This window comes from Actinoplanes ianthinogenes (assembly GCF_018324205.1).
Classification (GTDB): Bacteria; Actinomycetota; Actinomycetes; order Mycobacteriales; family Micromonosporaceae; genus Actinoplanes; species Actinoplanes ianthinogenes.
In genome coordinates this window covers 7,693,866-7,720,138 of the sequence record NZ_AP023356.1, presented here as the reverse complement: position 1 = coordinate 7,720,138, position 26,273 = coordinate 7,693,866, and the positions used below count along the sequence as shown (strand labels likewise).

General features: G+C 71.7%; 22 protein-coding genes. 16 read left to right on the top strand and 6 right to left on the bottom strand.

Annotation, left to right across the window (positions count from 1 at the left end; all coding sequences use genetic code 11):
- The first annotated feature begins 482 nt into the window (after window positions 1-482).
- The 6 genes from Aiant_RS34845 to Aiant_RS34820 all read left to right on the top strand — a co-directional run bounded on the left by Aiant_RS34845 (window position 483) and on the right by Aiant_RS34820 (window position 7,532).
- The gene (locus Aiant_RS34845; RefSeq protein ID WP_189333880.1) at window positions 483-1,511 is read left to right on the top strand and encodes an autoinducer 2 ABC transporter substrate-binding protein; all 1,029 of its coding nucleotides are present in this window, start codon (window positions 483-485) and stop codon (window positions 1,509-1,511) included.
- Window positions 1,511-3,010: a sugar ABC transporter ATP-binding protein gene (locus Aiant_RS34840; protein ID WP_189333879.1), complete on the top strand. Its 1,500-nt coding sequence runs from the start codon at window positions 1,511-1,513 to the stop codon at window positions 3,008-3,010. Before Aiant_RS34845 ends, Aiant_RS34840 begins: the two co-directional genes overlap by 1 nt.
- On the top strand, window positions 3,007-4,011 hold the full coding sequence (locus Aiant_RS34835) for an ABC transporter permease (protein ID WP_189333878.1): 1,005 nt from the start codon (window positions 3,007-3,009) through the stop codon (window positions 4,009-4,011). The genes Aiant_RS34840 and Aiant_RS34835 overlap by 4 nt, the downstream gene beginning before the upstream one ends.
- Window positions 4,008-5,072: an ABC transporter permease gene (locus Aiant_RS34830; RefSeq protein WP_189333877.1), complete on the top strand. Its 1,065-nt coding sequence runs from the start codon at window positions 4,008-4,010 to the stop codon at window positions 5,070-5,072. Before Aiant_RS34835 ends, Aiant_RS34830 begins: the two co-directional genes overlap by 4 nt.
- Before the next feature lie 2 nt (window positions 5,073-5,074).
- On the top strand, window positions 5,075-6,310 hold the full coding sequence (rhaI, locus tag Aiant_RS34825; RefSeq protein ID WP_229830821.1) for an L-rhamnose isomerase: 1,236 nt from the start codon (window positions 5,075-5,077) through the stop codon (window positions 6,308-6,310).
- 808 nt (window positions 6,311-7,118) lie between these two features.
- Entirely contained in the window at window positions 7,119-7,532 is a 414-nt protein-coding gene (locus Aiant_RS34820) for an Hpt domain-containing protein (protein WP_189333876.1), read from the top strand.
- On the opposite strand, the gene Aiant_RS34815 is transcribed toward Aiant_RS34820, so the two are convergent.
- On the bottom strand, window positions 7,501-8,703 hold the full coding sequence (locus tag Aiant_RS34815; protein ID WP_189333875.1) for a response regulator: 1,203 nt from the start codon (window positions 8,701-8,703) through the stop codon (window positions 7,501-7,503). The two genes, Aiant_RS34820 and Aiant_RS34815, sit on opposite strands and share 32 nt — an antisense overlap.
- A 129-nt stretch (window positions 8,704-8,832) precedes the next feature.
- Between Aiant_RS34815 and Aiant_RS34810 the strand changes: the two genes are divergently transcribed.
- Both Aiant_RS34810 and Aiant_RS34805 read left to right on the top strand, forming a co-directional pair.
- On the top strand, window positions 8,833-10,017 hold the full coding sequence (locus tag Aiant_RS34810; RefSeq protein ID WP_189333874.1) for a GAF domain-containing sensor histidine kinase: 1,185 nt from the start codon (window positions 8,833-8,835) through the stop codon (window positions 10,015-10,017).
- Window positions 10,018-10,021: 4 nt separating this feature from the next.
- On the top strand, window positions 10,022-11,626 hold the full coding sequence (locus Aiant_RS34805; RefSeq protein WP_189333873.1) for a methyl-accepting chemotaxis protein: 1,605 nt from the start codon (window positions 10,022-10,024) through the stop codon (window positions 11,624-11,626).
- Between the two features lie 8 nt (window positions 11,627-11,634).
- Here Aiant_RS34805 and Aiant_RS34800 read toward each other — a convergent pair whose 3' ends face one another.
- Window positions 11,635-12,027 (bottom strand): ATP-binding protein, encoded by a 393-nt coding sequence (locus Aiant_RS34800; RefSeq protein WP_189333872.1) that lies wholly within the window; start codon window positions 12,025-12,027, stop codon window positions 11,635-11,637.
- A 163-nt stretch (window positions 12,028-12,190) separates the two neighbouring features.
- Here Aiant_RS34800 and Aiant_RS34795 point away from each other — a divergent pair, with 163 nt between their 5' ends.
- Window positions 12,191-14,134 carry a hybrid sensor histidine kinase/response regulator gene (locus Aiant_RS34795; protein WP_189333871.1) on the top strand — a complete coding sequence of 648 codons (1,944 nt, stop codon included), beginning with the start codon at window positions 12,191-12,193 and terminating at the stop codon, window positions 14,132-14,134.
- Here Aiant_RS34795 and Aiant_RS34790 read toward each other — a convergent pair.
- Window positions 14,125-14,760 carry a response regulator gene (locus Aiant_RS34790; protein ID WP_189333870.1) on the bottom strand — a complete coding sequence of 212 codons (636 nt, stop codon included), beginning with the start codon at window positions 14,758-14,760 and terminating at the stop codon, window positions 14,125-14,127. The genes Aiant_RS34795 and Aiant_RS34790 overlap by 10 nt on opposite strands.
- An 85-nt stretch (window positions 14,761-14,845) precedes the next feature.
- On the opposite strand from Aiant_RS34790, the gene Aiant_RS34785 reads away from it, so the two are divergent.
- From Aiant_RS34785 to Aiant_RS34760, 6 genes are all read left to right on the top strand, one after another.
- Entirely contained in the window at window positions 14,846-16,546 is a 1,701-nt protein-coding gene (locus Aiant_RS34785) for a GAF domain-containing sensor histidine kinase (RefSeq protein ID WP_425322636.1), read from the top strand.
- 52 nt (window positions 16,547-16,598) lie between these two features.
- Entirely contained in the window at window positions 16,599-17,564 is a 966-nt protein-coding gene (locus tag Aiant_RS34780; protein WP_189333869.1) for an Acg family FMN-binding oxidoreductase, read from the top strand.
- Between the two features lie 1,062 nt (window positions 17,565-18,626).
- Window positions 18,627-19,334: an energy-coupling factor ABC transporter permease gene (locus Aiant_RS34775; RefSeq protein ID WP_189333868.1), complete on the top strand. Its 708-nt coding sequence runs from the start codon at window positions 18,627-18,629 to the stop codon at window positions 19,332-19,334.
- Entirely contained in the window at window positions 19,331-19,678 is a 348-nt protein-coding gene (locus tag Aiant_RS34770; protein WP_189333867.1) for a PDGLE domain-containing protein, read from the top strand. Before Aiant_RS34775 ends, Aiant_RS34770 begins: the two co-directional genes overlap by 4 nt.
- Before the next feature lies 1 nt (window position 19,679).
- The gene (gene cbiQ, locus Aiant_RS34765) at window positions 19,680-20,435 is read left to right on the top strand and encodes a cobalt ECF transporter T component CbiQ (protein WP_189333866.1); all 756 of its coding nucleotides are present in this window, start codon (window positions 19,680-19,682) and stop codon (window positions 20,433-20,435) included.
- Window positions 20,436-20,440: 5 nt separating this feature from the next.
- The gene (locus Aiant_RS34760; RefSeq protein ID WP_425322635.1) at window positions 20,441-21,208 is read left to right on the top strand and encodes an energy-coupling factor ABC transporter ATP-binding protein; all 768 of its coding nucleotides are present in this window, start codon (window positions 20,441-20,443) and stop codon (window positions 21,206-21,208) included.
- Between the two features lie 20 nt (window positions 21,209-21,228).
- Here Aiant_RS34760 and Aiant_RS46695 read toward each other — a convergent pair whose 3' ends face one another.
- The gene (locus tag Aiant_RS46695; RefSeq protein WP_280528220.1) at window positions 21,229-21,621 is read right to left on the bottom strand and encodes a peptidoglycan-binding domain-containing protein; all 393 of its coding nucleotides are present in this window, start codon (window positions 21,619-21,621) and stop codon (window positions 21,229-21,231) included.
- A gap of 188 nt (window positions 21,622-21,809) precedes the next feature.
- Entirely contained in the window at window positions 21,810-24,200 is a 2,391-nt protein-coding gene (locus Aiant_RS34750) for a phosphoketolase family protein (protein WP_189334045.1), read from the bottom strand.
- A 236-nt stretch (window positions 24,201-24,436) separates the two neighbouring features.
- Between Aiant_RS34750 and Aiant_RS34745 the strand changes: the two genes are divergently transcribed.
- Window positions 24,437-25,561 (top strand): FAD-dependent monooxygenase, encoded by a 1,125-nt coding sequence (locus tag Aiant_RS34745; RefSeq protein WP_189333863.1) that lies wholly within the window; start codon window positions 24,437-24,439, stop codon window positions 25,559-25,561.
- Window positions 25,562-25,567: 6 nt separating this feature from the next.
- Here the strand turns inward: Aiant_RS34745 and Aiant_RS34740 are convergent, their stop codons facing one another.
- Window positions 25,568-26,239, bottom strand: a complete 672-nt coding sequence (locus tag Aiant_RS34740) for an enoyl-CoA hydratase-related protein (protein ID WP_189333862.1) — start codon at window positions 26,237-26,239, stop codon at window positions 25,568-25,570.
- Window positions 26,240-26,273 lie beyond the last annotated feature (34 nt).

Below are 26,273 nucleotides of genomic sequence, written 5' to 3'. Positions count from 1 at the left end.
CTCCGTCCTGCGCAGCTTTCGAAGACTTCACGTACCCGTCCCAACCCCACCTAATCACCCCTTTCCCCTGCCCAAGCCGTCTACGGAGAAGGGAGCGCGGCTCGGGAGGGACAGCACCCGCACCTGCGCAAGGGGCGACACGGCCCGAGGAGGCAGCGCGACCCAAGGAAGCCACGCGACGCAAGGAGGCGGGCACCCGGAGGCCGCGAGGTAGGAGGCGGCGCAAGGAAGGGCAAGGGGGCGAAGGCGGCGCAAGGAAAGCGGCGAGGGGTCGGAGGGAGTAGGGCGAAGGGGCGGGAGGGAGGTGGACGGACGGGACGGTGCTGTGGTCGTACGAAAAAAGGATCTAGGGATGAGCGGACCGCTTGAAACGTGTCATCCCATCAAGGACACCGTTTGAACACGGCTCTTGACCGCCTCATAACCCCACCGTAACGTGGGCCACATTCCAGATAGAACGTTTCAAGTCGCTGGAGGCATCCATGCGTTCCCGACTGGCCCTTGCTGTCGCGCTCACGACCACCGCCGCCGTCGCCCTCGCCGGCTGCACCAAGAAGAATGACAACGACACCGCCACCGGCAGCACCGACGGCAAGAAGACCTACAAGGTCGCCTTCGTCCCGAAGCTCCAAGGTGTCCCCTACTTCGAGGCGATGAACGCCGGCGGCAAGGCCGCCGCCACCGCCCTCGGCAACGTCGAGTGGCTCTACCAGGGCCCGACCCAGGCCGACGCCGCCGCCCAGGCCGACATCGTCCGCTCCTACATCCAGCAGAAGGTCGACACCCTGATCGTCGCCCCGAACGACCCGGACAGCATGGCCCCGCTGCTCCAGCAGGCCAAGGACGCCGGCATCCACGTGGCGACCGCCGACACCGACGCGCCGAACAGCGTCCGGGAGGTCTTCGTCAACCAGGCCACCGCCGAGGGCATCGGCCAGGGATTGACGGACGCCCTGCTCAAGGCCATGGGCGGCAAGGGCAAATATGCCATCGTCTCCTGCGGCCAGACCGCCGAGAACCTCAACTCCTGGATCAAGGTGCAGCAGGAGTACACCAAGACCAAGTACCCGGACGCGACCATCGTCGACGTCGTCTACGCCGGTGAGGACCAGGCCAAGTCGACGCAGATGGCGACCGACCTGATGAACGCGCACCCGGACCTGACCGGCCTGGTCGGCGAGTGCACGAGCTCCGCGCCGGGCGTGGCGCAGGCGGTCAAGGACGCCGGCAAGATCGGCAAGGTCTTCACCGTCGGCCTCGGCACCCCGCAGTCGATGAAGCCGTACCTTCAGGACAAGTCCTCGTCCGCCGCGATCCTCTGGGACGTGCAGAACCTGGGCTACCTCACCGCCTGGGCCGGCGCGCAGATCGCCGAGGGCAAGCAGTTCCAGGCCACCAACAACGTCAGCGACAAACTGCCCGCGGTCGCCTACGACTCGGCGAGCAAGATGCTGCTGCTCGGCCCGGCGCTGGCGATCACCGCCGAGAACGTCGACCAGTTCAACTACTGATGACCGAGGAGAAACCCCGGCTGCGCCTGGCCGGGATCGCGAAGCGGTTCGGCGCGGTCCGCGCCATTCAGAGAGCCGATTTCACGGTACGCGCGGGCCGCGTCCACGCGCTCGTCGGTGAGAACGGCGCCGGCAAGTCGACGATGATCAAGATCGTGTCGGGGGCGGAGACCGCCGACTCCGGCACGATCGAGTTCGACGGCGAGCCGGTCCGGATCGCGCACACCACCGACGCGATCGCGCTCGGGATCGCCACCGTGTACCAGGAGCCGCAGCTGTTCGCCGAGCTCACGGTCGCGGAGAACATCTTCCTCGGCCGGGAGCTGAAGCGGACCGGAAAGGTGGACTGGGCGGAGCAGAACAGACGGGTGGTCGAGCTGCTGGAGCGGCTCGGCCTCCCGGCCCGGTACGCCACCGCCACCGTCAACACCCTCTCGGTCGCCGAGCAGCAGCAGGTGTCGATCGCCAAGGCCCTCGCCGCGAAGGCGAACGTGCTGATCCTCGACGAGCCGTCGGCGATCCTGACCGACGCCGAGATCGAGGTGCTCTTCGGCGTGGTCCGCCGGCTCACCGCGGACGGCGTGGCGGTCATCTACATCTCGCACCGCCTGGACGAGCTGTTCCGGATCGCCGACGAGGTCACCGTCATGCGCGACGGCCAGACGATCGGGACGTATCCGATCGGCGATCTGTCGGTCCGTCGCATCGCGGAGCTGATGGTCGGCGGCATCCTCTCCGACGAGCGTCCGCACCGCGACGTCCCGGATGGCCCGCCGGTCCTCGAGCTGCGCAAACTCGGTCGGGCCGGCAAGTTCCACGACGTCGACGTCATGGTGAGAAAAGGCGAGATCGTCGCCCTTTACGGCCTGGTCGGCTCCGGCGTCTCGGAGATCGCCGCCAGTGTCTACGGCATCGACCGCGCGACCTCCGGCGCTCTGAAGATCGACGGCGAGACCGTCGATCCGCGCTCGCCGCGCGAGGCGCAGAAGCTCGGCGTCGCCCTGTTGCCCGCGAACCGCAAGGCCGAGGGCATGTTCGCCTTCCAGTCGATCGCCTTCAACATCTCGGCCGGCCACCTCACGCTGCTCTCCCGCTTCGGCGTCCTGCTGGACCGGGCCCGGGAGAAGGCCGTCGCGGTCGACCTGATCCGCCGGCTCTCGGTGAAGACACCCAGCGAACGCCAGCCGATCAGCGCCATGTCCGGCGGCAACGCGCAGAAGGTGGTCCTCGCCCGGCAACTGGTGGAACGGCCGAAGGTGCTGATCCTGGCCGAGCCCACCCAGGGCGTCGACGTCGGCGCCAAGGAGGAGATCCACCGGATCATCACCGAGCTGGCCGAGGCCGGCACGGCGGTCCTGGTGGTGACCGCCGACCTGCCGGAGGCGCTCCGGATCGCGGACCGGATCCAGGTGGTCCGGGGCGGGACGACGACCGCGTCGTTCGGCCCGGACGCGAGCCAGGTGGACCTGCTGGCCGCGGCCGCGGGAGGCGATCAGTGAACGGCAGGCCGCGGGTCCTCCCGCCCCCGGTCACCAGCCAGGAGGTCGTGCTGCTCGGCGTGATCGCGGCGCTCTGGGCCGCGCTCGCGATCAGCACCCCGGCGTTCCTGACGGCCGGCTCGATCCAGCCGCTGCTGGTCACCACCGCCCCGGTCGCGCTGGTCGGGATCGGCATGACCATCGTGATCATCACGGGCGGGATCGACGTCTCGGTCGGCGGCGCGCTGATGGTGTGCTCGGTGCTGACCGCCAAGGCCCTGGTCGGCGGCGGGGCCGGGCTCGGCGTCGCGGTGCTGCTCTCGGTCGCTGCCGGTGGGGTGCTGGGACTGGTCAACGGCGTGCTGATCGCCTACGGGCGGGTGCACGCGATCATCATCACGTTCGGCACCGCGAACATCTTCATGTTCCTCGGCCTGCGGATCTTCGGGTCCGGGACGGTGAACGGGATCCCCGGGACCCTGGCGTTCTTCGGGCGCGGGACGGCCGGGCGCACGCTCGGTGTCCCGCACGCGTTCCTGATCACCGCGCTGCTCACCGTGGCCGCGTGGTGGTACCTGCGGCACACCGCCGGTGGCCGGCACTTCTTCGCGATCGGCGGGGATGCGCAGGCGGCCCGGCTGGCCGGGGTGCGGGTGCAGCGGCGGGTGCTGCTGGCGTACCTGATCACCGGGCTGCTCGTCGGCCTGGCCGCGTGCTTCGTCATCGCGCAGGGGACGTCCACGCTGGACCAGTCGGTCGGCTCCGGCAAGGAGCTGGCCGTGATCGCGGCCGTGGTGATCGGCGGGACGTCGATCATGGGCGGGCGCGGGTCGGTGCTCGGCACCTTCCTGGGCGCGCTGCTGGTGCAGTCGGTCGCCTCCGGCGTGACCCAGCTGGGCTGGCGCTCGCAGCTGTCCGACCTGTTCGTCGGCATCTTCATCATCGTGGCGGTCGGCGCCGACCTGATCCGGGCCCGCGCCCGCCGGAGCCGCCTGGAGTCCGCGACGGGAGGGAACCGATGACCACCGCCACCGCGCCCGCCACCACCGAGAGCACCGGCGCCCGGGTCCTGCGGGTCCTGCTCACCCAGCGGATCGCCCTGCTCGCCGTGCTGATCGTCGCCGTCGTGGTGACGTTCTTCATCCAGGACGCGGGCGGCTACCTGACCGCGCCCTACGACTTCGACTACATGTCCGCGGCGCTGATCAACGCGGTCCCGCTGGCCATGCTCGGCCTCGCGGAACTGCTGGTGATCCTCTCCGGCCGGGGCGGTATCGACCTCTCGGTCGGCGCGATCGTGTCGCTCGCCGGGATGGTCTTCGGCTTCGCGTACGGCCACTGGGGCTGGCCCCTCTGGGCGGCGATCATCCTCGCCGCCCTGTTCGGGGCGCTGTGCGGCGCGCTCAACGGCTTCCTGGTGTCCTACATCGGGTTCCCCGCGCTGATCGCCACGCTGGCCACCTACTACGCGTACAAGTCCCTGGCCATCGTGATCAACAACCAGCAGCCGATCAGCACCAGGCCGATCCAGGAGCTCTTCTCGATCAGCAAGTCGGTCGAGCTGCCGCTGTTCGGTCAGTACATCCCGGACGTCCCGCTCGGCATCTTCACCTTCCTGCTGCCGGCCGTGGTCGCGGTCTGGATCCTGCTCAACCGCACGACGTACGGACGGCGGCTCTACGCGATCGGCACCAACGACGTCGCCGGGCGCTGGGCCGGGCTGCCCGTGCGGGACACCCGATTCAAGGCGTACGTCTACGCGGGCCTGCTCTCCGGGCTGGTCGCGGTGGTCACGGTCGGCCAGTTCGCGTCGGCCCGGCCGGACGCCGGCGTCTCCGGCAACGGCATGGCGCTGCCCGCGATCACCATCGCGGTGCTCGGCGGCGTGGCGATCACCGGCGGCATCGGCCGGGTGGCCGGCGTCGTCCTGGCCACCCTGCTGATCGTCTGGCTCAACGCCGGGATCCTGCTCGCCTTCGTCGGGAACGAGGGCTCGCAGTACCAGTTGCTCGCCCTGGGCGCCGTGCTGATCTTCGCGGCCCTGCTCAACGGGCTCACGAACCGCCGATACGGAGGCACCTAGTCATGACCGACCGCACCGAGCGGCAGCCACCCGCACAGGACAGCGGCCTCGCAGGCGAGGGCCAGGAGGGCATGACGCTGCCGGTTCAGCATCTGGACGGTCTGGACGGCTTCAGCGTCGAGGTGCCCAGCTGGGCGTACGGGAACTCGGGCACCCGGTTCAAGGTGTTCACCCAGCCCGGAGTGCCGCGGAACCCGTACGAAAAAATCTCCGACGCGGCCCAGGTGCACCGGCTCACCGGCCTCGCCCCGCGGATCTCCCTGCACATCCCGTGGGACACCGTCGACGACTGGTCCGGCCTGCGCGAGCACGCCGAGAAGCTGGGCGTCCGGCTGGGCGCGATCAACTCGAACCTGTTCCAGGAGGACGACTACAAGCTCGGCTCGCTCTGCCACCCCGACCCGGCGATCCGCGACCACGCGGTCCGGCACCACCTGCGCTGCATCGAGATCATGCGGGAGACCGGCTCGACCGACCTGAAGATCTGGCTGCCGGACGGCCTGAATTATCCCGGGCAGGACTCGCTGCGCGGGCGGCAGGACCGGCTCGCCGAGTCGCTGCGGCGGATCTACGACGCGCTCGGCGACGACCACCGGATCCTGCTCGAGTACAAGTTCTTCGAACCGTACTTCTACAGCATGGACATCCCGGACTGGGGCACCTCGCTGCTGCACTGCCTGGCGCTGGGCGAGAAGGCCACGGTCGTCCTGGACACCGGGCACCACGCGCCGGGCACCAACATCGAGTTCATCGTGATGCAGCTGCTGCGGCAGGGTCGGCTCGGCGCGTTCGACTTCAACTCGCGCTTCTACGCCGACGACGACCTGATCGTCGGCGCCGCCGACCCGTTCCAGCTGTTCCGCATCATGGCGGAGATCGTGGCGGTCGGCGCACACCTGCCGTCCTCGAAGGTCAACTTCATGCTCGACCAGTGCCACAACATCGAGGAGAAGATCCCCGGCCAGATCAGGTCGGTCCTCAACGTCGAACAAGCCCTGGCCAAGGCGCTGCTCGTCGACCAGGACGCACTCGCCACCGCACAGCGCGAGGGTGATGTCCTGACCGCCAACCAGATCCTGATGGACGCCTACGAGACCGATGTGCGGGCGGCGCTCGCGGACAGGCGCGAGGCCAGGGGGCTGCCGCGCGACCCGGTCAAGGCTTTCAAAGCTTCGGGGTACGCCCTGAGCACCGCCGCCGAGCGCGTCGGCGGCACGCAGGCCGGCTGGGGAGCCTAAGAACGGTTCCCGGTTTTCGTGACCACCCCGCCGCGAAGTGCCCGGCTGGCCCTGGCGGCCCTATCCGGGCACGCGATAGGGCGCTGAGCACCAGCCGAGGAGTGTCGGGCTGGCCCTGACGGCCCTACCCGGGCGCGGCACAGGGCGCTGAGCACCAGCCGGCGAGTGTCGGGCTGGCCCTGACGGCCCTATCCGGGCACGGGACAGGGCGCTGAGGACCAGCCGGGGGTGTCGGGCTGGCCCTGACGGCCCTATCCGGGCACGGGATAGGGCGCTGAGCACCAGCCGGGGAGTGTCGGGCTGGTCCTGGCGGCCCTACCCGGGCACGCGATAGGGCGCTGAGCAGCAGCCGAGGGGTGTCGGGCTGGCCCTGACGGCCCTACCCGGGCACGCGACAGGGCGCTGAGCACCAGCCGGGGAGTGTCGGGCTGGCCCTGACGGCCCTACCCGGGCACGCGATAGGGCGCTGAGCACCAGCCGAGGGGTGTCGGGCTGGTTCTGGTGGCCCTATCCGGGCACGGGACAGGGCGCTGGGGGCCAGCTGGGGAGTGTCGGGCTGGTGCTCAGGGCCCTATCTGGGCATGGGTTAGGGCGGTGGGGGCCAGCTGGGGGTTGATCTCCGGAACCGGCCGCGGACAGTGAAGAGGGCGGCGATTGGTTTGGACGCGCCAGCGGCCAGATCGCCGCCCTCGGCCCGCGCGGGAGCATGCGATCCGCACCGAAGCGGACGCGCGTCAATGAAGAATTTGATCTTGCATTTCAAGGTCTTCTTCGGCGAAGGACCAGCCGATGGGCGCAGGATGAGCGCATGAGTGAGGAGCGGTTGGCAACCGTTCGGGCGCGGATCGCGGCGATCACCGACCCGGATCCGACACCCGCCGAGCTGGCGCTGGTGCTGCGACTTCTGCGGAACTTCGCGGCACGCACCCCTGCCGCCGTCGATCAGGTGATCGCCGCACTCCAGCAGACCGACCTGGGAGTTCTCCGGGATCGGGCGCACGCGTTGAAGGGGTCGGCCGGCAACATCGGCGCGACCGCGCTGGCCGCGCTCTGCGCGGCGCTGGAGGATCAGGCGCGCGCGGGCAAGGTCACCGACCCGGCGGGCACGGCCGGACGGATCCGGGCCGAGGCCGCCGGGGCGTTACGGGCGGTGACGGCGCTGGCCGACGAGTACGAGACGGCCGCGACGGTCAGCGATGCCCGGCGAACGCGGTCGGTTTGACGCTCGCGCGGTACGGCACCGAGGCGAGCACCTCCTCGACCAGCTCCACCGCGCGGGCGAAGTTCGTCAGCCGGTCCAGCATCAGCTCGGTGATCACGGTGTCCTTGCCGATCAGGACCAGCCCGTTGGTCGCCACCACGTCCTCGATCAGCCGCATGCCGACCTCCAGCTCGCGGACCCGGACGCTGCGCACGGTGTCCTTGACCGCGCGCACCCCCTTGAGCCGGCGCAGCGCCGCGACCACGTGCGGGTAGTGGTCCTCCCGCTCCTCGATCGCGGTGATCGCGGTGACGTCGTTGAGGCCGCGGAACTGCAACGCCTCGAACGCGATCGCCGTGCGCAGCACCGCGATCCCGTCCTCGACCAGCGCCGAGCGACCCTCCGGACCGGCCGGCGCGCCGGGCAGCCCGCGGACGATGGCGAGCACGTCCTGCATCATCGGGATGTCGCCGAGCAGCCGCAGCGCGATCCGTGGCATGGCGTCGACCGAGGCCCGCTCGTCCTCGGTCAGCGGCAGGCCCCGCTCCACCTTGGCGAGCGTCGAGGCGGGCACGGTGACCGCGCCGAGCTGCGAGGCCATCGCCGCGACCTCGATCTCCCAGAGGCCGGCCAGCTGGAGCAGGTCGCAGAGCTCGCCGACCAGCGTGCTGATCCGGCCGGCCCGCTGGTAGGCGGGCGGGTTGGACAGTTCGAGGACCCCGAACAGCGCCTTCACGCTGGTGCGCAGGGTGCGGTCGAGCAGGTCCCGCTCGGCCATCGCCTGGTTGTGCTTGGCCACCGACTCGCGGATCGCCCCGCGCAGCGCGTCGGTGTCGGCCGGTTTCGGCAGGTAGCGGTACACACCACCGGAGTTGATCGCGGCCACCGCGGTGGCCATGTCGCCGTATCCGGTGTGCAGCACCCGGGTGGTGTCCGGGTACTCCATCTGCACCCGGCGCAGCAGCTCGATGCCGTTCATGCCGGGCATCCGCATGTCACTGACCACGGCGGCGGCCGGACCGTGCTCGGCCAGCACCTTGAGCGCCTGCTCGCCGTCCGTGGCGGTCAGCACCCGGTGTTCCCGGCCGAGTTGCAGGGTCAGCGTCTCGAGCACGGTCTCTTCGTCGTCGACGACCAGTACCAGGGGTTTCTTGTCGTCGGCTCCGGCCGATTTGTACAGCTCGGTCCGCATGGGCGTCCTCCTCCGTGATGTGCCGCCGCCACATATCGACCCCGGGTTCCGGCGAATGAGCGTTCGGCCGAACTTCTCAGGTGCGCCGGGCCGGTCGCCGAATGTCACCCTCGTGAGAGAGGAAGCCAGATGAGCACAGTCGGTGATGCGGCCCGGGTGGCCGCGGTAGGCAGCTACCAGCTGCTCGACGCGCCCCGCCCGGTCGTCCTCGACGAGCTGACCCGGCTGGCCAGCTCGATCTTCGAGACCCCGATGGCCACGGTGACGCTGGTCGCCGCGGACCGGCAGTGGTTCGCCGGCGCCACCGGCATGCCGGGCAGCGGCGGTCCGCTGAGCAGCTCGTTCTGCGGGCACGTGGTGGACAGCCGGGTGCCGCTCATCGTGCGTGACGCGCTCACCCACCCGGTCTACTCGACCTGGGAGAACGTGGTCGGCGCGCCGCACATCCGGTACTACGCCGGCGTGCCGCTGACCGACGAGGACGGGCACGTGCTCGGCACCGTGTGCGTGCTCGACGACCGGCCGCGGGACACCGCGGACCGGCAGGTCGACCTGCTGCGCACGATGGCCGGGCAGGCCGCCGGGCACCTCTCCGCGATCCGCAACCGGCTGCTGCTGGCCGAGGTCGGCGACGAGCTGTCCCGGGCGATCAGCCGCGAGGAGGACTTCGTCGCGACCGTGTCGCACGAGCTGCGCACCCCGGTCACCACCATCCAGGGCTACCTGGAGCTGCTCGTGGACAACGAGGAGCTGGAGCCGTACCGGATGATGATCGACCCGATCCAGCGCAACGGCGAGCGCCTGGTCCGGATGGTCGATCACCTGCTGGCCGGCACCCGGCCCGCGGGCACCCCGCTGCCGCTGCTGCGGGCGCAGACCGACCTGGTCACGGTCGCCGAGGCGGCGCTCGCCGCGTGCCGGGCGCAGGCCGCGCAGCGGGAGATCACGGTGCGGCTGGAGGTCCCCGCGGACCCGGGCCGGGTGCCGGGTGACCTGACCCGGCTCAGCCAGGCCGCCGAGCACCTGGTCCGCAACGCGGTGCTGTTCAGCGAGCCCGGCGCCGAGGTCCGGATCCGGGTCGACCGGACCGGCCTGGACGTGATCGACGGGGGCGCCGGCATCCCCGCCGACGAGCTGCCGCACGTGGTCGAGCGGTTCTACCGCGGCCGATTCGCCCGGGAGCAGGCGGTGCCCGGAGTCGGGCTGGGACTGAGCATCGCCCAGCGGATCATGAAGGCGCACGACGGCACGCTGACCGTGATGTCGGACGGTTCCGGAAAGGGCACCATCGCGAGGTTGACCGTGGTCTGCTGATCGCATGGCATTGTTGCGTCGTCTGCGGCTGGCCGGCCGCCTTGCGGTGGCGTTCGCCGTCGTGCTGGTGCTGCTCGGGGTCGCCGTCGGCGTCGGCGCGGCCGGGCTGAACCGGCAGTCCGACACCGCCGACCGGGTGCAGGCGTTGCAGCATCTGCTGCACCAGGTCGACGAGCAGAAGTACTTCGACGCGGACATCTCGGGCTGGCAGATCGCCTACGTCTGGGACGCCTACCGGCTCGGCCCACAGCAGGCGGTCGCCCCGGACAACGAGAACCGGAAGGGCTTCCTGGCCGACAAGCAGCGCCTGCTCGACCTGCTGAAGGCCACCGACACCGGCTCGATGACGGCCGACGAGCGGGCGATCTTCGCCGGCCTGGCGACCACCTGGGACGACTACTTCACGGCCGACCTCAAGGCCGCGGCGCTGTATGCCAAGGGCGACGTCAAGGGCGGCGACGCGGTCATCCTGGGCCCCGGCTACGAGCTGTACTTCAAGATCGTCGAGGGCACCGACAAGCTGGTCGCCTCGGTCGGCAAGCGGGCCACGGCGGTCACCCACCAGGCCCGGCAGCAGGCGGCCGCCGCCCGGAACACGATGATCGTGGTGTTCCTGCTCGCGGTGGTGGCCGCGGTGCTGCTCACCGTGCTGGTCACCCGCAGCCTGACCCGCCCGATCGGCCGCCTGGTGCAGGCCCTGCAGGCGATGGCTCGCGGCGACCTCACGGTCCGTGCCGACACGTCCGGCCAGGACGAGATCGCGATGATGGGCCGGGCCGTCGACGAGGCGGTCGCCGGGATCCGCGGCACGGTGGTCGAGATCGTGGAGAACGGCGGCCGGTTGCAGGAGGCGTCCCAGACGATGCTCCGGGTCAGCGCCGAGATCGACAGCGCGGTGTCCGAGGCTGATCAGCAGGCGGGGCTGGCCGCGGCGACCGCCTCCGGGGTCTCCGGCAACGTGCACACGGTCGCCGCCGGCACCGACGAGATGGGCTCGGCGATCAGCGAGATCTCCCGGAACGCCGGCGACGCCGCGCAGGTCGCCTCGGACGCGGTCGCCGCGGCCCGCGCCACCAGCGCCACCATCAACCGGCTCGGCGACTCGTCCGCGCAGATCGGTGACGTGATCAACGTGATCACCACGATCGCCCAGCAGACGAACCTGCTCGCGCTGAACGCGACGATCGAGGCGGCCCGGGCCGGCGAGTCGGGCAAGGGCTTCGCCGTGGTCGCCAGCGAGGTGAAGGACCTGGCCCAGGAGACCGCGCGGGCCACCGAGCAGATCTCCCAGCAGATCGCCGCGATCCAGAGCGACACCGGGCAGGCGGTGACCGCGATTGATGAGATCAGCCGGATCATCGAGCAGATCAGCGATTACCAGACCACGATCGCCTCGGCGGTCGAGCAGCAGAGCGCGACGACGGCCGAGATGAACCGCGGGGTGAGCGAGGCGGCGGCGGGCGCGACCGACATCGCCGGCAACATCGCCAGCGTCGCGCACAGCACCGCGGCCAGCCGGACCGCGGCGGGCCAGGCGGCCCGCACCGCGCAGGACGTGGAGACGCTCGCCGGCCAGTTGCGGTCCGCCGTCCAGCGGTTCCAGATCTGAAGAACGATTTACGGTACGACCTGAGCACTCGGCGGGAGCAGCACGCGTACCTGCTTGCCGCCCTCATGGTTGCGCACCGTCCAGCGGTCGGCGAGCGCCTCGATCAGCGCCAGCCCGCGGCCGCCCTCGTCGTCCGGGTCGCGGCGGCGCGGCACCACCGCGGAGCCGTCCGCGACCGACACCACCACCCGGCCCTCGTGCGCCTCGACCGCCAGCGCGAGGCAGCCGCCGCCGTGCCGGACCGCGTTGGTGACCAGCTCGCTGACCACCACGGCGGCCGTCTCCAGCCAGTCCTGGTCGTGGAAGCCCCAGCCGGTCAGCACCGCGACGACCGCCCGGCGGGCGGCGCCGGGCGCGCCGTGGTGCAACGGCAGGTCCAGGTTCGCGGTCAGCGTGCTCATGGGACGTCGTGCTCGGTGCGATCGGTCATGCTTGCTCTCCCCGGCGAGCCGGCGCCGAAACGTGCGGGCGGAGAGTACCCGCACCGGGAAGATCGCGAAACCTACGCGCGCAGATTGCCGTTTTAAAACAGTTAAGTGGCTTATGTCGCTCTAGCATACGGTGATGGCAGCGGTGCTGGTCGTCGAGGACAACCCGGAACATCAGGCGGTGCTCGCCGAGATCGTCCGCCGGCTCGGCCACGAGGTCACGGTCGCCGACGACGGCCGGGCCGGGCTCGCCGCCGCGGTCGCCGACAGCTTCGACCTGATCGTCGCCGACGTGGACATGCCCCACCTGGACGGGATCCGGATGTGCCGCGCCCTGCGCGCCGAGCCCGGCACCGCCGAGGTCCCGGTCGTGCTGATCACCGGCTACCTGCCGCCCGGCGACGACCTGCTCGCCGAGGCCGGCGCCGCCGCCGTGATACCCAAGCCGTTCAGCGTCAAGGACCTGACCGAGACGCTGCGCCAGTGCCTGCCGCTGCCGCCGGAGGCGCCGTTCCTGGCCGAGCTGATGCAGAGCCTGGACACCGGGGCGGTGGGCTGCGACCGGAACGGCCGCACGGTCTTCGTCAACCGGGCGGTCCGCGAGTTCTTCGGCGACGAGTGCGCCACCGTGCCGATCCGGGACTGGCCGCAGCGGTTCGAGCTGCGCCACCACGACGGCACCCCGCTGCGCCCCGGCGAGCTGGCCCTGGACCGGGCGCTGCGCGGCGACGTGGTGCACCACGCCGACCTGCGCGCCTGCGACCGGCAGCACCGGCTGCGCTGGTTCTCGATCAACGCCCGGCCGGTCCGGGACGAGGACGGGACGGTGCTCGGCGCGGTCGCCGCGGTGCACGACGTGACCGCCGACCACCACCAGATCCAGTACGAGCGGTGCAAGGCCGAGGTGCTCCAGGCGCTGGTGCACGCCCCGGACGTCGCCCAGGCCGGTGCCGCCGTGCTGCGCAGCGTGTCCACCTGCCTGGACTGGCCGTACCTGCGGCTGTGGCTGGTCGACGAGGTGTCCGGGCGGCTGCGGCCGGTCGTCACGCACGCCGTGCCGGGCGCCGGGACCGCCCCGCTGCCGGCCGCCATCGAGCGCGGACAGGGCCTGGCCGGGCTGTGCTGGGAACGTGGCGAGCTGATCTGGGTGCCGGACATCCACGCCCCGGACTCGCCGATGCTGGCCAAGGTGGCGGGCGGCACGGCGTACCAGGCGGCCGGGGCGGTGCCGGTGCTCAGCGCGGAACAGGTGGTCGGGGTGATCACCTTCTTCACCGCGGACCGGCAGGACCCGGAACCGGCCCTCGCGGTGCTGCTCACCGGCATCGCGGGCCTGCTCGGGGCGTACCTGGAGCGGCGCCGCTCGGACGAGCTGGCCAACCAGCTGGCGGCCAGCATCGGCGAGTACATCGCCCTGGTCGGCCACGAGCTGCGGACCCCGCTCACCTCGATCGCCACCTACACCGACCTGATCGCCGAGTCCGGTGACGACACCACCATCGGGGAGGTCCGCGACCTGCTCGCGGTGATCGAGCGGAACAACGCCCGGCTGCGGTCGCTGGTCGAGCGCCTGCTCGACCTGTCCGCGCTGGAGTCCGGCCACGCCGGCCTGACCGTCGGCACCGTCGACCTGTCCGAGCTGCTGCGGACGGCGACCGCGACGGTCCTCGCCGAGTCCGGCGAGCCGCATCCGCGGGTGCGCACCGACCTGCCGGACCGGCTGGAGATCCCCGGCGACCAGGCGCGCCTGCGGCAGGTGGCGGAGAACCTGATCGGCAACGCGGTGAAGTACAGCCCGCCGGACGCCACGGTCACCGTCACGCTCACCGCCGACGAGGACACCGCGGTGTTCACCGTCACCGACACCGGCATGGGCATCCCGGACGGGGAACGCAGCCGGCTGTTCGCCCGCCTGTACCGCGCCACCAACGCCCGGCACAGCGGCATCCCGGGCGCCGGGCTGGGGCTGGCGCTGAGCCGGGTCATCGTCGAGCTGCACCGCGGCACCATCACGCTGACCGCCGGCGAGGCGGGCGGCACGATCGCGACCGTCCGCCTCCCCCGCGCCGCTCAGTTGTGACCGAGCAGCTTCGTCGCCAGGACGGCGGCCTGGGTGCGGCGCTCCAGGCCCAGCTTGGCGAGCAGGCTGGAGACGTAGTTCTTCACGGTCTTCTCCGCGAGGAACATCCGGCCGGCGATCTCCCTGTTCGTCAGGCCCTCGGCCACGAACTCCAGGATGCGGCGCTCCTGGTCGGTGAGACCGGCCAGCTCGCGGGGCTGCTCGACGCCGTTGCGGATGCGTTCCAGGACCCGCTGGGTGACGGCCGGGTCGAGCAGCGACTGGCCACCGGCCACCCGGCGGACCGCGTCGACCAGGTCGGTGCCACGGATCTGCTTCAGCACGTAGCCCGACGCACCGGCCATGATCGCGGCGAACAGCGCCTCGTCGTCCTCGTACGACGTCAGGATCAGACCCTTGATCGACGAGTCGACGGCGCGCACGTCCCGGCACACGTCGATGCCGTTCCCGTCCGGCAGCCGGGCGTCCAGCACCGCCACGTCCGGCCGCAGCGCCGGGATCCGGGCCGCCGCCTCCCGCGCGGAGCCGGACTCGCCGACCACCTCGATGTCGCCACCGGACTGGAGCAGGTCGATCAGACCACGGCGGACGACCTCGTGGTCGTCGAGGAGAAAGACTCGGATCATGTCTCCTTTGTAACCCCGCCCGGCCCGGGCACACAGGGTCGAAGGTCCCGAGCCGACCGGGACCGCACCCGATAACCTCAGGGCCGTGGCCGAACCATCCACCCCATCGCTGGGCCTGAGCCCGCTGTCCCGGGTCCGCCTCGACGAGCTGCTCCAGGAGATGCTCGATCGGGTCGGCGATGTGGTGAACAGCCGGGAGCGGCTGCGCGCCCTGCTCGACGCGGTCGTCGGCATCGGCTCCGACCTCGACCTGCGCAGCACCCTCCAGCGCATCGTCGAGGCCGCGTGCGCGCTGGCCGGCGCGCGGTACGGCGCCCTCGGTGTGCTCGCCCCGGACAACCGGAGCCTGTCCGACTTCATCACCCACGGCATCGACCCGGCCGTGCACGCGCGGATCGGCGACCTGCCGCACGGCCGCGGCGTGCTCGGCCTGCTGATCACCGAGCCCACGCCGGTGCGCCTGCCGGACATCCGCAAGCACCCGCGCTCGTTCGGCTTCCCGCCGCACCACCCGCCGATGCACAGCTTCCTGGGCGTCCCGGTGCGCACCCGGGACCACGTGTTCGGCAACCTCTACCTGGCCGAGAAACAGGGCGCCGCCGAGTTCAGCGAGGACGACGAGGAGATCGTGGTGGCGCTGGCCGCCGCGGCCGGCGTGGCGATCGACAACGCCCGGCTCTACGAGCTGGCCCAGCGGCGGGAGCGCTGGCTGGCCGCCGCCGCCGAGATCACCGGGGTGCTGCTGGGCACCGTGCACCGCACCGAGGCGCTGCGGCTGATCGCCCGCCGGGCCCGCGAGGTGGCCGGCGCCGATCTGGTGCTGGTGCTGCTGCACGAGCAGGAGCAGGCGCGGTACCGGATCGAGGTGGCCGAGCCGGAGCAGGCCGGCCTGGCCGGCAAGGTGCTGCCCGCGGACAGCCTGGTCGTCCAGGACTTCGGGGCGGAACGCCACCGGCTGCTGGACGACCTGCGGGCCGCCGCCGAGTGGCCCGGGCCGGTCCCGGCCGGTCCCGCCCTGGCCGCGCCGCTGACCGGGGTCGAGCGCGGCGTGCTGATCGTCTCCCAGTCGGCCGCCCAGGCGGCGCTCGGCACCGACGACGCGGTGCTGCTCGCCACGTTCGCCGGGCAGGCCGCGCTGGCCCTGGAACGCGCTCGGGCCCAGGAGGAACGGGAGCTGCTCGCGGTGCTGGAGGACCGCGAGCGGATCGCCCGGGACCTGCACGACGTGGTGATCCAGCGGCTGTTCGCGACCGGCATGCACCTGCAGGGCGCGGTCGGCTCGGCGGGCCGGCCCGAAGTGGCGAAACGGATCAACAACGCGGTCGACGACCTGGACGCCACCATCCGGGACATCCGCCGCTCGATCTTCGAGCTGCGCGCGCCGGTCGGGCCGTCGCTGCGCGCCGAGCTGCGCGAGGCGGTGGGCGACGCGGAGGCCGCGCTCGGGTTCCGGCCGGAGCTGGAGACGTCCGGGCCGGTGGACAGCGCGGTGCCGGACGACGTGGTGCCGGAGCTGATGGCCGTGCTGCGCGAGGCGCTCGCCAACGTGGCCCGCCACGCGCAGGCCCGCAGCGCCCGGGTGTCGGTCCGGGTCGCCGGCGGCGAGCTGTTCCTTCAGGTACGCGACGACGGCATCGGCATCGACCCGGCGCTGGCCCGCGGCGGCGTGGTGAACATGGGCGAGCGGGCCGGCGACCTCGGCGGCGCCTTCGAGATCGGCCCGGCCCCGGACGGCGCCGGCACCCTGCTGACCTGGCATGTGCCCCTGACGTCCGATCCGGGGTAACCGGGACCTTCGGCCCTGCCCGCGACCCCGGCCGCGGGGCACCTTGGAACATGTGAACGGCTACGACGAGTCAGACCTGCGGCGCGCGGCAGCGGCCGGGATCCAGGCGCCCTCGATGCACAACACCCAGCCGTGGACCTTCCGGCTCCACGACGGTGTCATCGAGGTGATGGCCGACCCGGCCCGCCAGCTCGACGTCGCCGACCAGAGCGGCTGGGCCCTGCGCCTGGCCTGTGGCGCCGCCACCATGAACGCCCGGCTGGCGCTGGCCTGGGCCGGCACCCCGGCCGAGGTCGCCCTGCTGCCCGACGTCGAGCAGCCCGACCTGATCGCCCGGCTCCGCCCGGGCCGGCACCGCCCACCCACCTATCTCGAACGTGACCTGTACACCGCGATCGAGCGGCGGCACAGCAACCGGGATCCGTTCTGGCCCGACCCGGTGCCGGCCGACACCCGGGTCCGGCTGATCGAGGCGGCCCGCGCCGAGAACACCTGGCTGGACCTGCTGGTCGGGATGACCGCGCTGAGCGGGTTCTCGGAGATCGCGCACAGCGCCGACCGGGTGCTGCGCCGCGACGAGCGATATCAGGCCGAGCTGATCACCTGGAGCGACACCGAGGGGGCGGTGGACGGCATGCCGGCCTACGCGGGCGCGGTGGTCGGCGAGCACCAGGATCTGATCCCGCAGCGGGCGTTCTCCGGCCGGCGGCGGGCGCCGGGCCGGGACTACGAGCCGGAGCCGCTGGTCGGCATCCTCGGCACGGCCGGGGACCGGCGGCTCGACCAGGTCCAGGCCGGGCAGGCGCTCCAGCGGGTGCTGCTGACCGTCACCGACGCGGGGCTGGCCAGCTCGATGATCTCCCAGCCGATCGAGGTTCCGGCCGCTCGCGACCAGTTGCGGCGGTCGCTGGGCCGCACCGGGTTCCCGCAGATCGCCCTCCGGATCGGGTACGGCCGGCCCGGCCGTCAGGCTCCTCGCCGCCCCATCGACGACGTCCTGAAATTTCCGGACACCTGACCGCCCCCCCGCTGCGGCCCGCCCGCCGCTGCCGAAGCCGCGCTCCCGCCACCGGCTCGCGGCCTCGGACTCGGGCCCTGAGCGCAAGCCAGAAGACCCTCGGACGGGCGGCGGTCCGGCTCGAGACGTCCCCGGGCTGCGGCGCAAAACCCGATCCGGGCTGGCCCCCACGGCCCTATCCCGACACCGGATAGGGCCACCAGCACCAGCCCCGCTCGCCGGGCTGGCCCCCATGGCCCTAACCCGACGCCGGACAGGGCCACCAGCACCAGCCCAGCTTCTCGGGCTGGCTCCCACAGCCCTAACCCGAGACCGGACAGGGCCACCAGCACCAGCCCCGCTTGTCGGGCTGGCCCCCACGGCCCTAACCCGACACCGGATAGGGCCACCAGCACCAGCCCGGCTCGTCGGGCTGGCTCCCACGGCCCTAACCCGAGGCCGGACAGGGCCACCAGCACCAGCCCAGACCGGGCTGGCCCTCACGGCCCTATCCCGAGGCCGGATAGGGCCACCAAGCCCAGCCCAGCTCGTCGGGCTGGCCCTCACGGCCCTAACCCGAGGCCGGATAGGGCCACCAGCACCAGCCCGGCTCGTCGGGCTGGCTCCCACGGCCCTAACCCGAGGCCGGATAGGGCCACCAGCACCAGCCCGGCTCGTCGGGCTGGCTCCCATGGCCCTAACCCGACGCCGGATAGGGCCACCAGGACCAGCCCAGACCTGTCGGGCTGGCTCCCACGGCCCTAACCCGAGGCCGGATAGGGCGACCAAGGCCAGCCCGGGTTTTGGGGTTGGCACGTCGTTACCACCCGCGGGCGTCGCCCTGGAGGGCTTCGCGTTCTGGCCGCGCCAGCGGCCTGCGAAGCCCGGAAGGGTCCCTGGCGGGAGCGACGATCGGTGATCAGCGCGGCCCGAGTCAGCAGGCTCTTGAATTTGATCTTGATGGGTGACGGGGGCGCGGCGACAATGAGAACGATCACGGTCACTCTAGTTGCCATGGATGTGCAATAGCCACAACTTCTAATATGCTGACGCCTTGCGGGGAACGCTCCGCGAGGGGGAAACATGGATGCGCAAGCGATGCACATCGCGAACGGGATCGTGAACGGTCCGGTCTCCGCGATCTTCACGGTCGTCGCCGTCGCCGCGCTGGCGGTCTGCGTGGTGAAGGCGCGCGCCGACCTGGACGACCGGCTGGCGCCGATGGCCGGGCTGGTGGCGGCGTTCATCTTCGCCGTGCAGATGTTGAACTTCCAGGTGCTGCCCGGCGTCTCGGGGCACCTGCTCGGCGGCACGCTCGCGGTGATCCTGGTGGGGCCGTGGGTGGGCGCGCTCTGCATCGCGACCGTGCTGATGGTGCAGTGCCTGCTGTTCGCGGACGGCGGGCTGACCGCCATCGGGCTGAACATCACCAACATGGCGATCCTCGGTACCGCGGCGGGATATCTGCTGGTGGTGGCCCTGATGAAGGTGCTGCCGAAAACGCCGGGCGGGCTCGGCACGACCGCGCTGATCGCCTCGATCGTCTCGGTCACCGTCGCCTCGCAGGGTTTCGTCCTGGAGTACGCGCTGGGTGGCACCACCGAGCTGTCGCTCGCCGGGATCGCGACGACCATGGCCGGGGTGCACGTGCTGATCGGCATCGGTGAGGGCATCATCGCCGCCACCACGGTCGCGACCGTGGCCCGGGTCCGGCCCGACCTGGTCTACGCGCTGCGCAGGTTCCGCAAGCCGGTCGTTACCACCGCCCCCGAGATGGAGGCCGCCGCATGAGCCGCAAGCTGGGCTGGTTTCTCGCCGGCGGCCTGTTGGTCGCCCTCTTCCTGGCCGCGGTGGTGAGCAACTTCGCCTCCGGCAGCCCGGACGGTCTGGACGCGACCGCCCGCGAGGGCTGCACCTTCGACGCCGCCGGCGAGATCACCGGCGGCACCTGCATGGCTCAGCGCGAGCAGGAGCATCAGGCGAAGGACAGCCCGCTCGCCGGCTACGGCATCAAGGGCATCGACAACCCCTATCTCTCCACCGGCCTGTCCGGGGCGGCCGGGGTGCTGGTCACCTTCGGCATCGGGGCGGGCGGTTTCTGGCTGGTGCGCCGCCGCGAGCGGAAGGCGGCCTGAGGTGGGGGCGGGGCACGCCCATCCGCTCTATCTGGACCGGGGCGGCCGGGTGCACCGGCTGGCCCCCGAGGTCAAGATCGTGGCGGTGCTGCTGTTCACGATCGTGGTGGTGCTGACCCCGCCCACGCACTTCGCCGCCTTCGCCGGTTATTCCGCGCTGCTGGTGGTGGTCACGGCGGCGGCCGGGGTGCCGGCGCTCTGGCTCCTCAAGCGGGCCACCATCGAGCTGCCGTTCGTGCTGCTGGCGCTCGCGCTGCCGATCTTCGGGCACGGCGAGCGGGTCGAGTGGCTCGGCCTGTCGCTGTCGGTCGACGGGCTGCACGGGGCGTGGAACATCTTTGCCAAGGGGACGCTCGGCGTGCTCGCCTCGCTGCTACTGGCGGCGACCACGACGATGCGGGACCTGCTGCTCGGGCTGGACCGGCTGCGGGTGCCGGCCGTGTTCACCCAGATCGCCACGTTCATGCTGCGGTACCTCGACGTGCTCGCCGACGACGCGCGGCGGATGCGGATCGCACGGCTGAGCCGCGGTTACGATCCCCGCTTCCTGTGGCAGGTGAAGGCGTTCGCGGTCGGCGTGGGGTCGCTGTTCCTGCGGTCGTACGAGCGGGGCGAGCGCGTCTACCTCGCGATGGTGTCCCGCGGTTACACCGGGCGGCTGCCGGTCCTCGACACCCGGCGGGCGCACCCGCGGGAGTGGGCGGTGGCGGCCGTGTTGCCGCTGCTCTCGGCCGGGATCGCGGTGGCTCTAGCATGATCGGCATGACGACTCCCGCGCTCCAGGTCGCCGGGCTGCACTACGCCTACCCGGACGGGCGGGCCGCGCTGCGCGGCGTCGACCTCACCCTCGCCCCGGGCGAGCGGGTCGCCCTGCTCGGGCCGAACGGCGCCGGCAAGACCACGCTGGTCCTGCACCTCAACGGCATTCTGCACGGCGGCGGCGGGACGGTGCGGGTGGCCGGGCTGCCGGTGCGGCCGGGTGACCGGGCCGCGATCGGCGAGATCCGGCGCCGGGTCGGCATCGTCTTCCAGGACCCGGACGACCAGCTGTTCATGCCGACGGTGGCCGAGGACGTCGCGTTCGGCCCGGCCAACCTGGGGCTGCGCGGCGCCGAGCTGGACGAGCGGGTCGACGAGGCGCTGCACGCGGTCGGGATGACCGAGCACCGCGATCAGGTGCCGCACCACCTGTCGTTCGGGCAGCGGCGGCGGGTGGCGGTGGCGACCGTGCTGGCGATGCGCCCGGAGATCCTGGTGCTCGACGAGCCGTCGTCCAACCTGGACCCGGCGAGCCGCCGCGAGCTGGCCGAGATCCTCCAGGCGCTGCCGGTGACGCTGCTGATGGTCACCCACGACCTGCCGTACGCGCTGGAGCTCTGCCCGCGCGCGGTGATCCTGGACGACGGGCGGATCACCGCGGACGGCGAGACCAGCGCGCTGCTGGCCGACCGGGAGTTGATGCGCGGCCACCGCCTCGAGCTGCCGTTCGGCTTCGACCCGGTGGCGGCGGCCGCGTCGCGCCGGGGCTGAGTCCGGCGCCCTCGCTGACGTCAGGCGGCCTGCTGGAGCGATCGGCTGCCGACGCCGCAGACCAGGGCCTGCCAGGTCTTGCGCCCGACGACGCCGTCGACGATGAGCCCGGCCTCGGACTGGAACGCGCGGACCGCCGACTCGGTGACCGGGCCGTAGACCCCGTCCGGGTCGGCGCCGGAGCCGCGGCGCTGGCGGAACTCGTGCTGCACGCCGCGCACCGCGTTGCCCCGCGCGCCGGGCCGGACGTCCATGATCAGGGCCTGCCACGTCTCGGCGCAGACGATGCCGTTGTCGGGGATTCCCTTCGCGCGCTGGTAAGCGCGTACCGCGTCGCCGGTCTGGGCGCCGAAGACGCCGTCCACCGTGACCGTGTGCCCGTGGGCCTGCAGCAGGTATTGCAGGGTGGGCACGGGATGTTGCGTCGAACCCTGCCGGGTCGTCGGCCAAAGGTTGTGTGTGCCGGCCATCCGGGGTCCCCTTCCTCAACGTCGAGTAGGCGTGTGCCATTCACCTTCGCGTCATCCGGCGTCGAAAGAAAGGGTGAAGTATCTCTCCGCCCACACTTTCTTAGGCGGAGAGACCCCCGAACCTGCCTAGATCAACTCTGCGCCCAGTCGCCGAGTGACCAATCCCGCACCTCGGGCATGTCCTCCAGGTGCTCGACGACGTACTTCTCGTGCTTCGCAAGCTGGGCCTCGCACCAGGCCTTGAGCTCGGTCGCGCCGCTCGGCAGCCGCCTGGCGTTGTTGATCGCGTCCATCACCAGGTGGTAGCGGGACGCCCGGTTGCGCACCGTCATGTCGAACGGCGTGGTGGTGGTCCCCTGCTCGATGAAGCCGCGCACCCGGAACCGGTCGGCGTCCGGCCGGCCGTGCACCAGCTGGTGGATGGCGCCCGGGTAGCCGTGGAAGGCGAACACCACGTCCACGTGGTCGGTGAACAGCTCGCGGAACAGGGTCTCGCTCATGCCGTGCGGGTGGTCCTTGGGCCGCGGCAGCGTCATCAGGTCGACCACGTTGACCACCCGGGTCCGCAGCGACGGCAGCCTCTCCATCAGGATCCGGGCGGCGGCCACCGTCTCCATGGTGACCACGTCGCCGGCGCAGGCGAGGACGATGTCCGGGTCGCTGGTGCCGTCGTCGGTGCCGGCCCACTCCCAGACGCCGGCGCCCGTGGCGCAGTGCTCGACGGCCTGGTCCATGTCCAGGAACTGGAGCTGCGGCTGCTTGTCGATCACGATCAGGTTGATGTACGACCGCGACCGGAAGCAGTGGTCGGCGACCGAGAGCAGCGTGTTCGCGTCCGGCGGCAGGTAGACCCGGGCCACGTCGCCGCGCTGGGTCAGCACGTTCTGGATCAGGCCGGGGCCCTGGTGCGAGAAGCCGTTGTGGTCGTTGCGCCAGGCGGTGGAGGTGAGCAGGATGTTCAGGCTCGGCACCTTGGCCCGCCACGCCAGGTTCTTGGCCTCCTGGAGCCACTTGCCGTGCTGGATCGTCTGCGACGCGCTGACCATGGCGAACGCCTCGTACGTGGCGAACATGCCGTGCCGGCCGGTCAGCGTGTACCCCTCCAGCCAGCCGTGGCAGTTGTGCTCGGAGAGCACCTCCATCACCCGGCCGCCGCGGCTGAGCTTCACGTCCTCCGGGGTGACCGTCTCCATGAAGCCGCGGTCGGAGACCTCGAAGACCGCGCCGAGCCGGTTCGAGTTCGTCTCGTCCGGGCAGAACAGCCGGAACCGGTCCGGGTTGCGGGTGTAGATGTCGCGCATCAGCTCGCCCAGCCGGCGGGTGGACTCGGCCCGGCCGGCCGCCGGCGTCTTCACCTCGACCGCGTAGTCCCGGAAGTCGGGCAGGTCCAGATCCCTGGTGAGACGGCCGCCGTTGGCGTGCGGGCTGGCGCTCATCCGCAGGTCGCCGGCCGGGGCCAGGTCACGCACCGGGGCGGCCGGTGCGCCGGTCGCGTCGAAGAGCTCGTCCGGCCGGTACGACCGCAGCCACTCCTCCAACAGCCGCAGGTGGTCCGCGTTGTCCCGGACACCGGAGAGCGGCACCTGGTGCGCCCGCCACGTCCCGCCCACGGTGATCCCGTCGACCGTCTCCGGGCCGGTCCAGCCTTTGGGCGTACGCAAAATGATCAAAGGCCAGCGCGGGCGGTGACCGTCCCAGCCGCCCTCGCGTGCCGCGGTCTGAATGGATCGGATCCGGCCCCAGGCGGTCGCGAGCGCCTCCGCGAAGCGGTGGTGCATGCCGGGCAGGTCGTCGCCGGACACCTCGATGATCTCGTAGCCGTGACCCTCGAGCAGCTTGCGGACCTCGGCCGGGTCCTTGCGGGCCAGCACGGTCGGGCCGGCGATCTTCGCCCCGTTGAGGTGCAGGATCGGCAGGACCGCGCCGTCGTGCTCGGGGTTGATGAACGAGACGCCCTTCCACGAGCCCTCCAGGGGGCCGGTCTCCGCCTCTCCGTCGCCGACCACCGCGATGGTCAGCAGGTCCGGGTTGTCCATCACCGAACCGAACGCGTGCACCAGCACGTAACCCAGCTCGCCGCCCTCGTGGATGGAGCCGGGCGTGGTCACCGAGACGTGGCTGGGGATGCCGCCCGGGCTGGAGAACTGGCGGAACAGGCGCAGCATGCCGGCCTCGTCCTGGGTGACCTTCGGGTAGATCTCGGAGTAGGTGCCCTCCAGGTAGCCCGCGGCCACCAGCGCGGGGCCGCCGTGGCCCGGCCCGGCCAGATAGATGGCCTGCTGACCGGTGATCTTGATGAGCCGGGAGACGTGCGCGTAGACGAACGACAGACCGGGACTGGTGCCCCAGTGACCGAGCAGCCGCGGCTTGATGTGCTCGGCGGTCAGCGGCTCCCGCAGCAACGGGTTGCCCTGCAGGTAGATCTGTCCGACGGTGAGGTAGTTGCTCGCGCGCCACCAAGCGTCGAGAGCGACCACCTCGGTGTCCGAGGGGTGGGCGAGCTGGTCGAGCACAGCGGTCACGATCTTTCCTTCCACGAAGGCTTCGTCGATCTTCACTTTTCTCCGCCGGGACCCCGGTGCGGCAGGGTCCTTCGTCCCTTCCGATCGGGACGTTACCCGGGCTCGCGGGAACCACGCCTCACCCTTGGCGAACGGGACCGGTGGGACGGAAGTGAGCCACGTCTCCCTTCCGTCCACGGTGGACCCGGTGGACAGTGAGAGCGGTTTCCGCACCAACACCCGAGGAGTGGCCGCCCGTGCCCGCAGTCCGCAAGGTCCTCGTCGTCGGCGCCGGCATCTCCGGAGCGGCGGCGGCCATCCGGCTCGCGGCCGGCGGCGTCGCGGTCGACGTGATCGAGATGCTGCCCGAGGCGGGCGCCGCCGGCTCCGGCATCACGTTGCAGGGCAACGCGCTGCGCGTGCTGCGCGAGCTGGGCGTCTGGGATCGGTTGCGGGCGCGGGGGCACGGTTTCGATTCGCTCGGGATCAGGGCGCCGGACGCGCACGGGACGCTGCTGGCCGAGGTGACCGATTCCCGTACGGGTGGAGCCGACCTGCCCGCGACCTTCGGCACGTATCGTCCGGTTCTCGCCCGTCTCCTGCTGGACCGCGCGGCGCAGGCCGGCGCCCGGATCCGGTTCGGCACCAGCTTCACCGCGATCCGGCCGGACGACGACGGTGTCGACGTGACCCTGACCGATCACCGCACCGCCCGCTACGACCTGGTGATCGGCGCCGACGGGCTGCGCTCGGCGGTCCGCCGGGAGATCGGCGTCGACCTGGTCACCCGCGAGGTCGGGATCGAGATCTGGCGGGTGGTCACCGCCCGGCCGCCCTCGGTCGAGCGGACCGACCTGATCTTCGGCGGCCCGGCCTACATCGCCGGGTACTGCCCGACCGGGCCCGACTCGATGTACGCCTACCTGGCCGAGGCGCCCCGGCACCGCGGCCCGCTGAGCCCGGCGGAGTCACTGGAGGTGGTGCGGTCGCTGGCCGCCGGGTACCACGGGCCGTGGGACGAGATCGCGTTCACCGACCCGGCCGGGATCAACTTCACCAAGTTCCGGGCGCACCTGCTGGACGGCCCGTGGAACCGGGGGCGGGTGGTGCTGATCGGGGACGCGGCGCACACCTCGCCACCGACCCTGGCGCAGGGTGCGGCCATGTCGCTGGAGGACGCGGCGGTGCTCGGGGAGTTGCTGCTGTCCGCGACGAAGGTCGACGACACGCTGTGGAAGGAGTTCACCGCCCGCCGCCTGGAGCGGGTGCGGACGGTGGTCGACGCTTCCCTGGAGATGTGCCGGTGGTTGCTGGAGGGCGTGCGCGGCGACGTGCCGGGGCTGCACGCCCGGGTGGCGGCGCTGGTCTCGCGGCGCGCCTGACGCCGGTCAGCCCAGGGGATTCGCCCGGTCGCGCAGCAGGGTCAGGGCCGGGGCGTACATCCGGGCCTTGATCGTGCCGAGCGTGTCGCCGGCGTTGGCGGCCAGCGTCCCGGCGATCTTGACGGCGGTGGGCAGCACCGCGTCCTGCGGCGCCGCGTGGTCGACGATCCCGGCGGCCAGGGCGTCCTCCCCGCCGTACCGGCGGCCGGTGGTCATCGCCTCGTGCGCCGCCTTCGGCGTGAGCCGGCTCTGGATCAGCGCGGACATGGCCGGGGTGAACGGGATGCTGATCGCCACCTCGGGCAGGCACCAGTAGCCCCGGTCGGCGCGCATCACCCGGAAGTCGTGCGCGAGCGAGAGCATCGCGCCGGCCGCGAAGGTGTGCCCCTGGAGAGCGGCGACGGTGGGCAGCGGCAGGGCGAGGACCCGGGCGAAGAGCGCGTGCACCGAGATCGCGTACTCCTGGAACTTGTCGCCGTTGGCGCCCAGCCACTCGAGGTCGAGACCGTTCGAGAAGAACTTGCCGGTCGCGGTGGTGACCAGCGCCCGCGCGCCGTCGGCTTTCTCCACCTCGTCGAGGGCGGTGTGCACGGCGGTGAGCCAGTCGGGGTGGAACCGGTTCTCGGTGTCCCCGAGGTCGAGGATGAAGACGTCGTCCTGACGGTCGAGCGTGGGCATGCGGCCTCCCTTGTCGCTGATGTTACCCGCAGGT

What these genes read in the sequence shown, in the direction of transcription:
- Aiant_RS34845 (WP_189333880.1), top strand. Translation starts at nt 483, where the DNA reads ATGCGTTCCCGACTGGCCCTTGCTGTCGCGCTCACGACCACCGCCGCC.
- Aiant_RS34815 (WP_189333875.1), bottom strand. Translation starts at nt 8,703, where the DNA reads ATGCGGACCGAGCTGTACAAATCGGCCGGAGCCGACGACAAGAAACCC.
- Aiant_RS34805 (WP_189333873.1), top strand. Translation starts at nt 10,022, where the DNA reads ATGGCATTGTTGCGTCGTCTGCGGCTGGCCGGCCGCCTTGCGGTGGCG.
- Aiant_RS34830 (WP_189333877.1), top strand. Translation starts at nt 4,008, where the DNA reads ATGACCACCGCCACCGCGCCCGCCACCACCGAGAGCACCGGCGCCCGG.
- Aiant_RS34760 (WP_425322635.1), top strand. Translation starts at nt 20,441, where the DNA reads ATGACGACTCCCGCGCTCCAGGTCGCCGGGCTGCACTACGCCTACCCG.
- Aiant_RS34840 (WP_189333879.1), top strand. Translation starts at nt 1,511, where the DNA reads ATGACCGAGGAGAAACCCCGGCTGCGCCTGGCCGGGATCGCGAAGCGG.
- Aiant_RS34800 (WP_189333872.1), bottom strand. Translation starts at nt 12,027, where the DNA reads ATGAGCACGCTGACCGCGAACCTGGACCTGCCGTTGCACCACGGCGCG.
- Aiant_RS34795 (WP_189333871.1), top strand. Translation starts at nt 12,191, where the DNA reads ATGGCAGCGGTGCTGGTCGTCGAGGACAACCCGGAACATCAGGCGGTG.
- rhaI (WP_229830821.1), top strand. Translation starts at nt 5,075, where the DNA reads ATGACCGACCGCACCGAGCGGCAGCCACCCGCACAGGACAGCGGCCTC.
- Aiant_RS34790 (WP_189333870.1), bottom strand. Translation starts at nt 14,760, where the DNA reads ATGATCCGAGTCTTTCTCCTCGACGACCACGAGGTCGTCCGCCGTGGT.
- Aiant_RS34740 (WP_189333862.1), bottom strand. Translation starts at nt 26,239, where the DNA reads ATGCCCACGCTCGACCGTCAGGACGACGTCTTCATCCTCGACCTCGGG.
- Aiant_RS34820 (WP_189333876.1), top strand. Translation starts at nt 7,119, where the DNA reads ATGAGTGAGGAGCGGTTGGCAACCGTTCGGGCGCGGATCGCGGCGATC.
- Aiant_RS34810 (WP_189333874.1), top strand. Translation starts at nt 8,833, where the DNA reads ATGAGCACAGTCGGTGATGCGGCCCGGGTGGCCGCGGTAGGCAGCTAC.
- Aiant_RS34770 (WP_189333867.1), top strand. Translation starts at nt 19,331, where the DNA reads ATGAGCCGCAAGCTGGGCTGGTTTCTCGCCGGCGGCCTGTTGGTCGCC.
- Aiant_RS34775 (WP_189333868.1), top strand. Translation starts at nt 18,627, where the DNA reads ATGGATGCGCAAGCGATGCACATCGCGAACGGGATCGTGAACGGTCCG.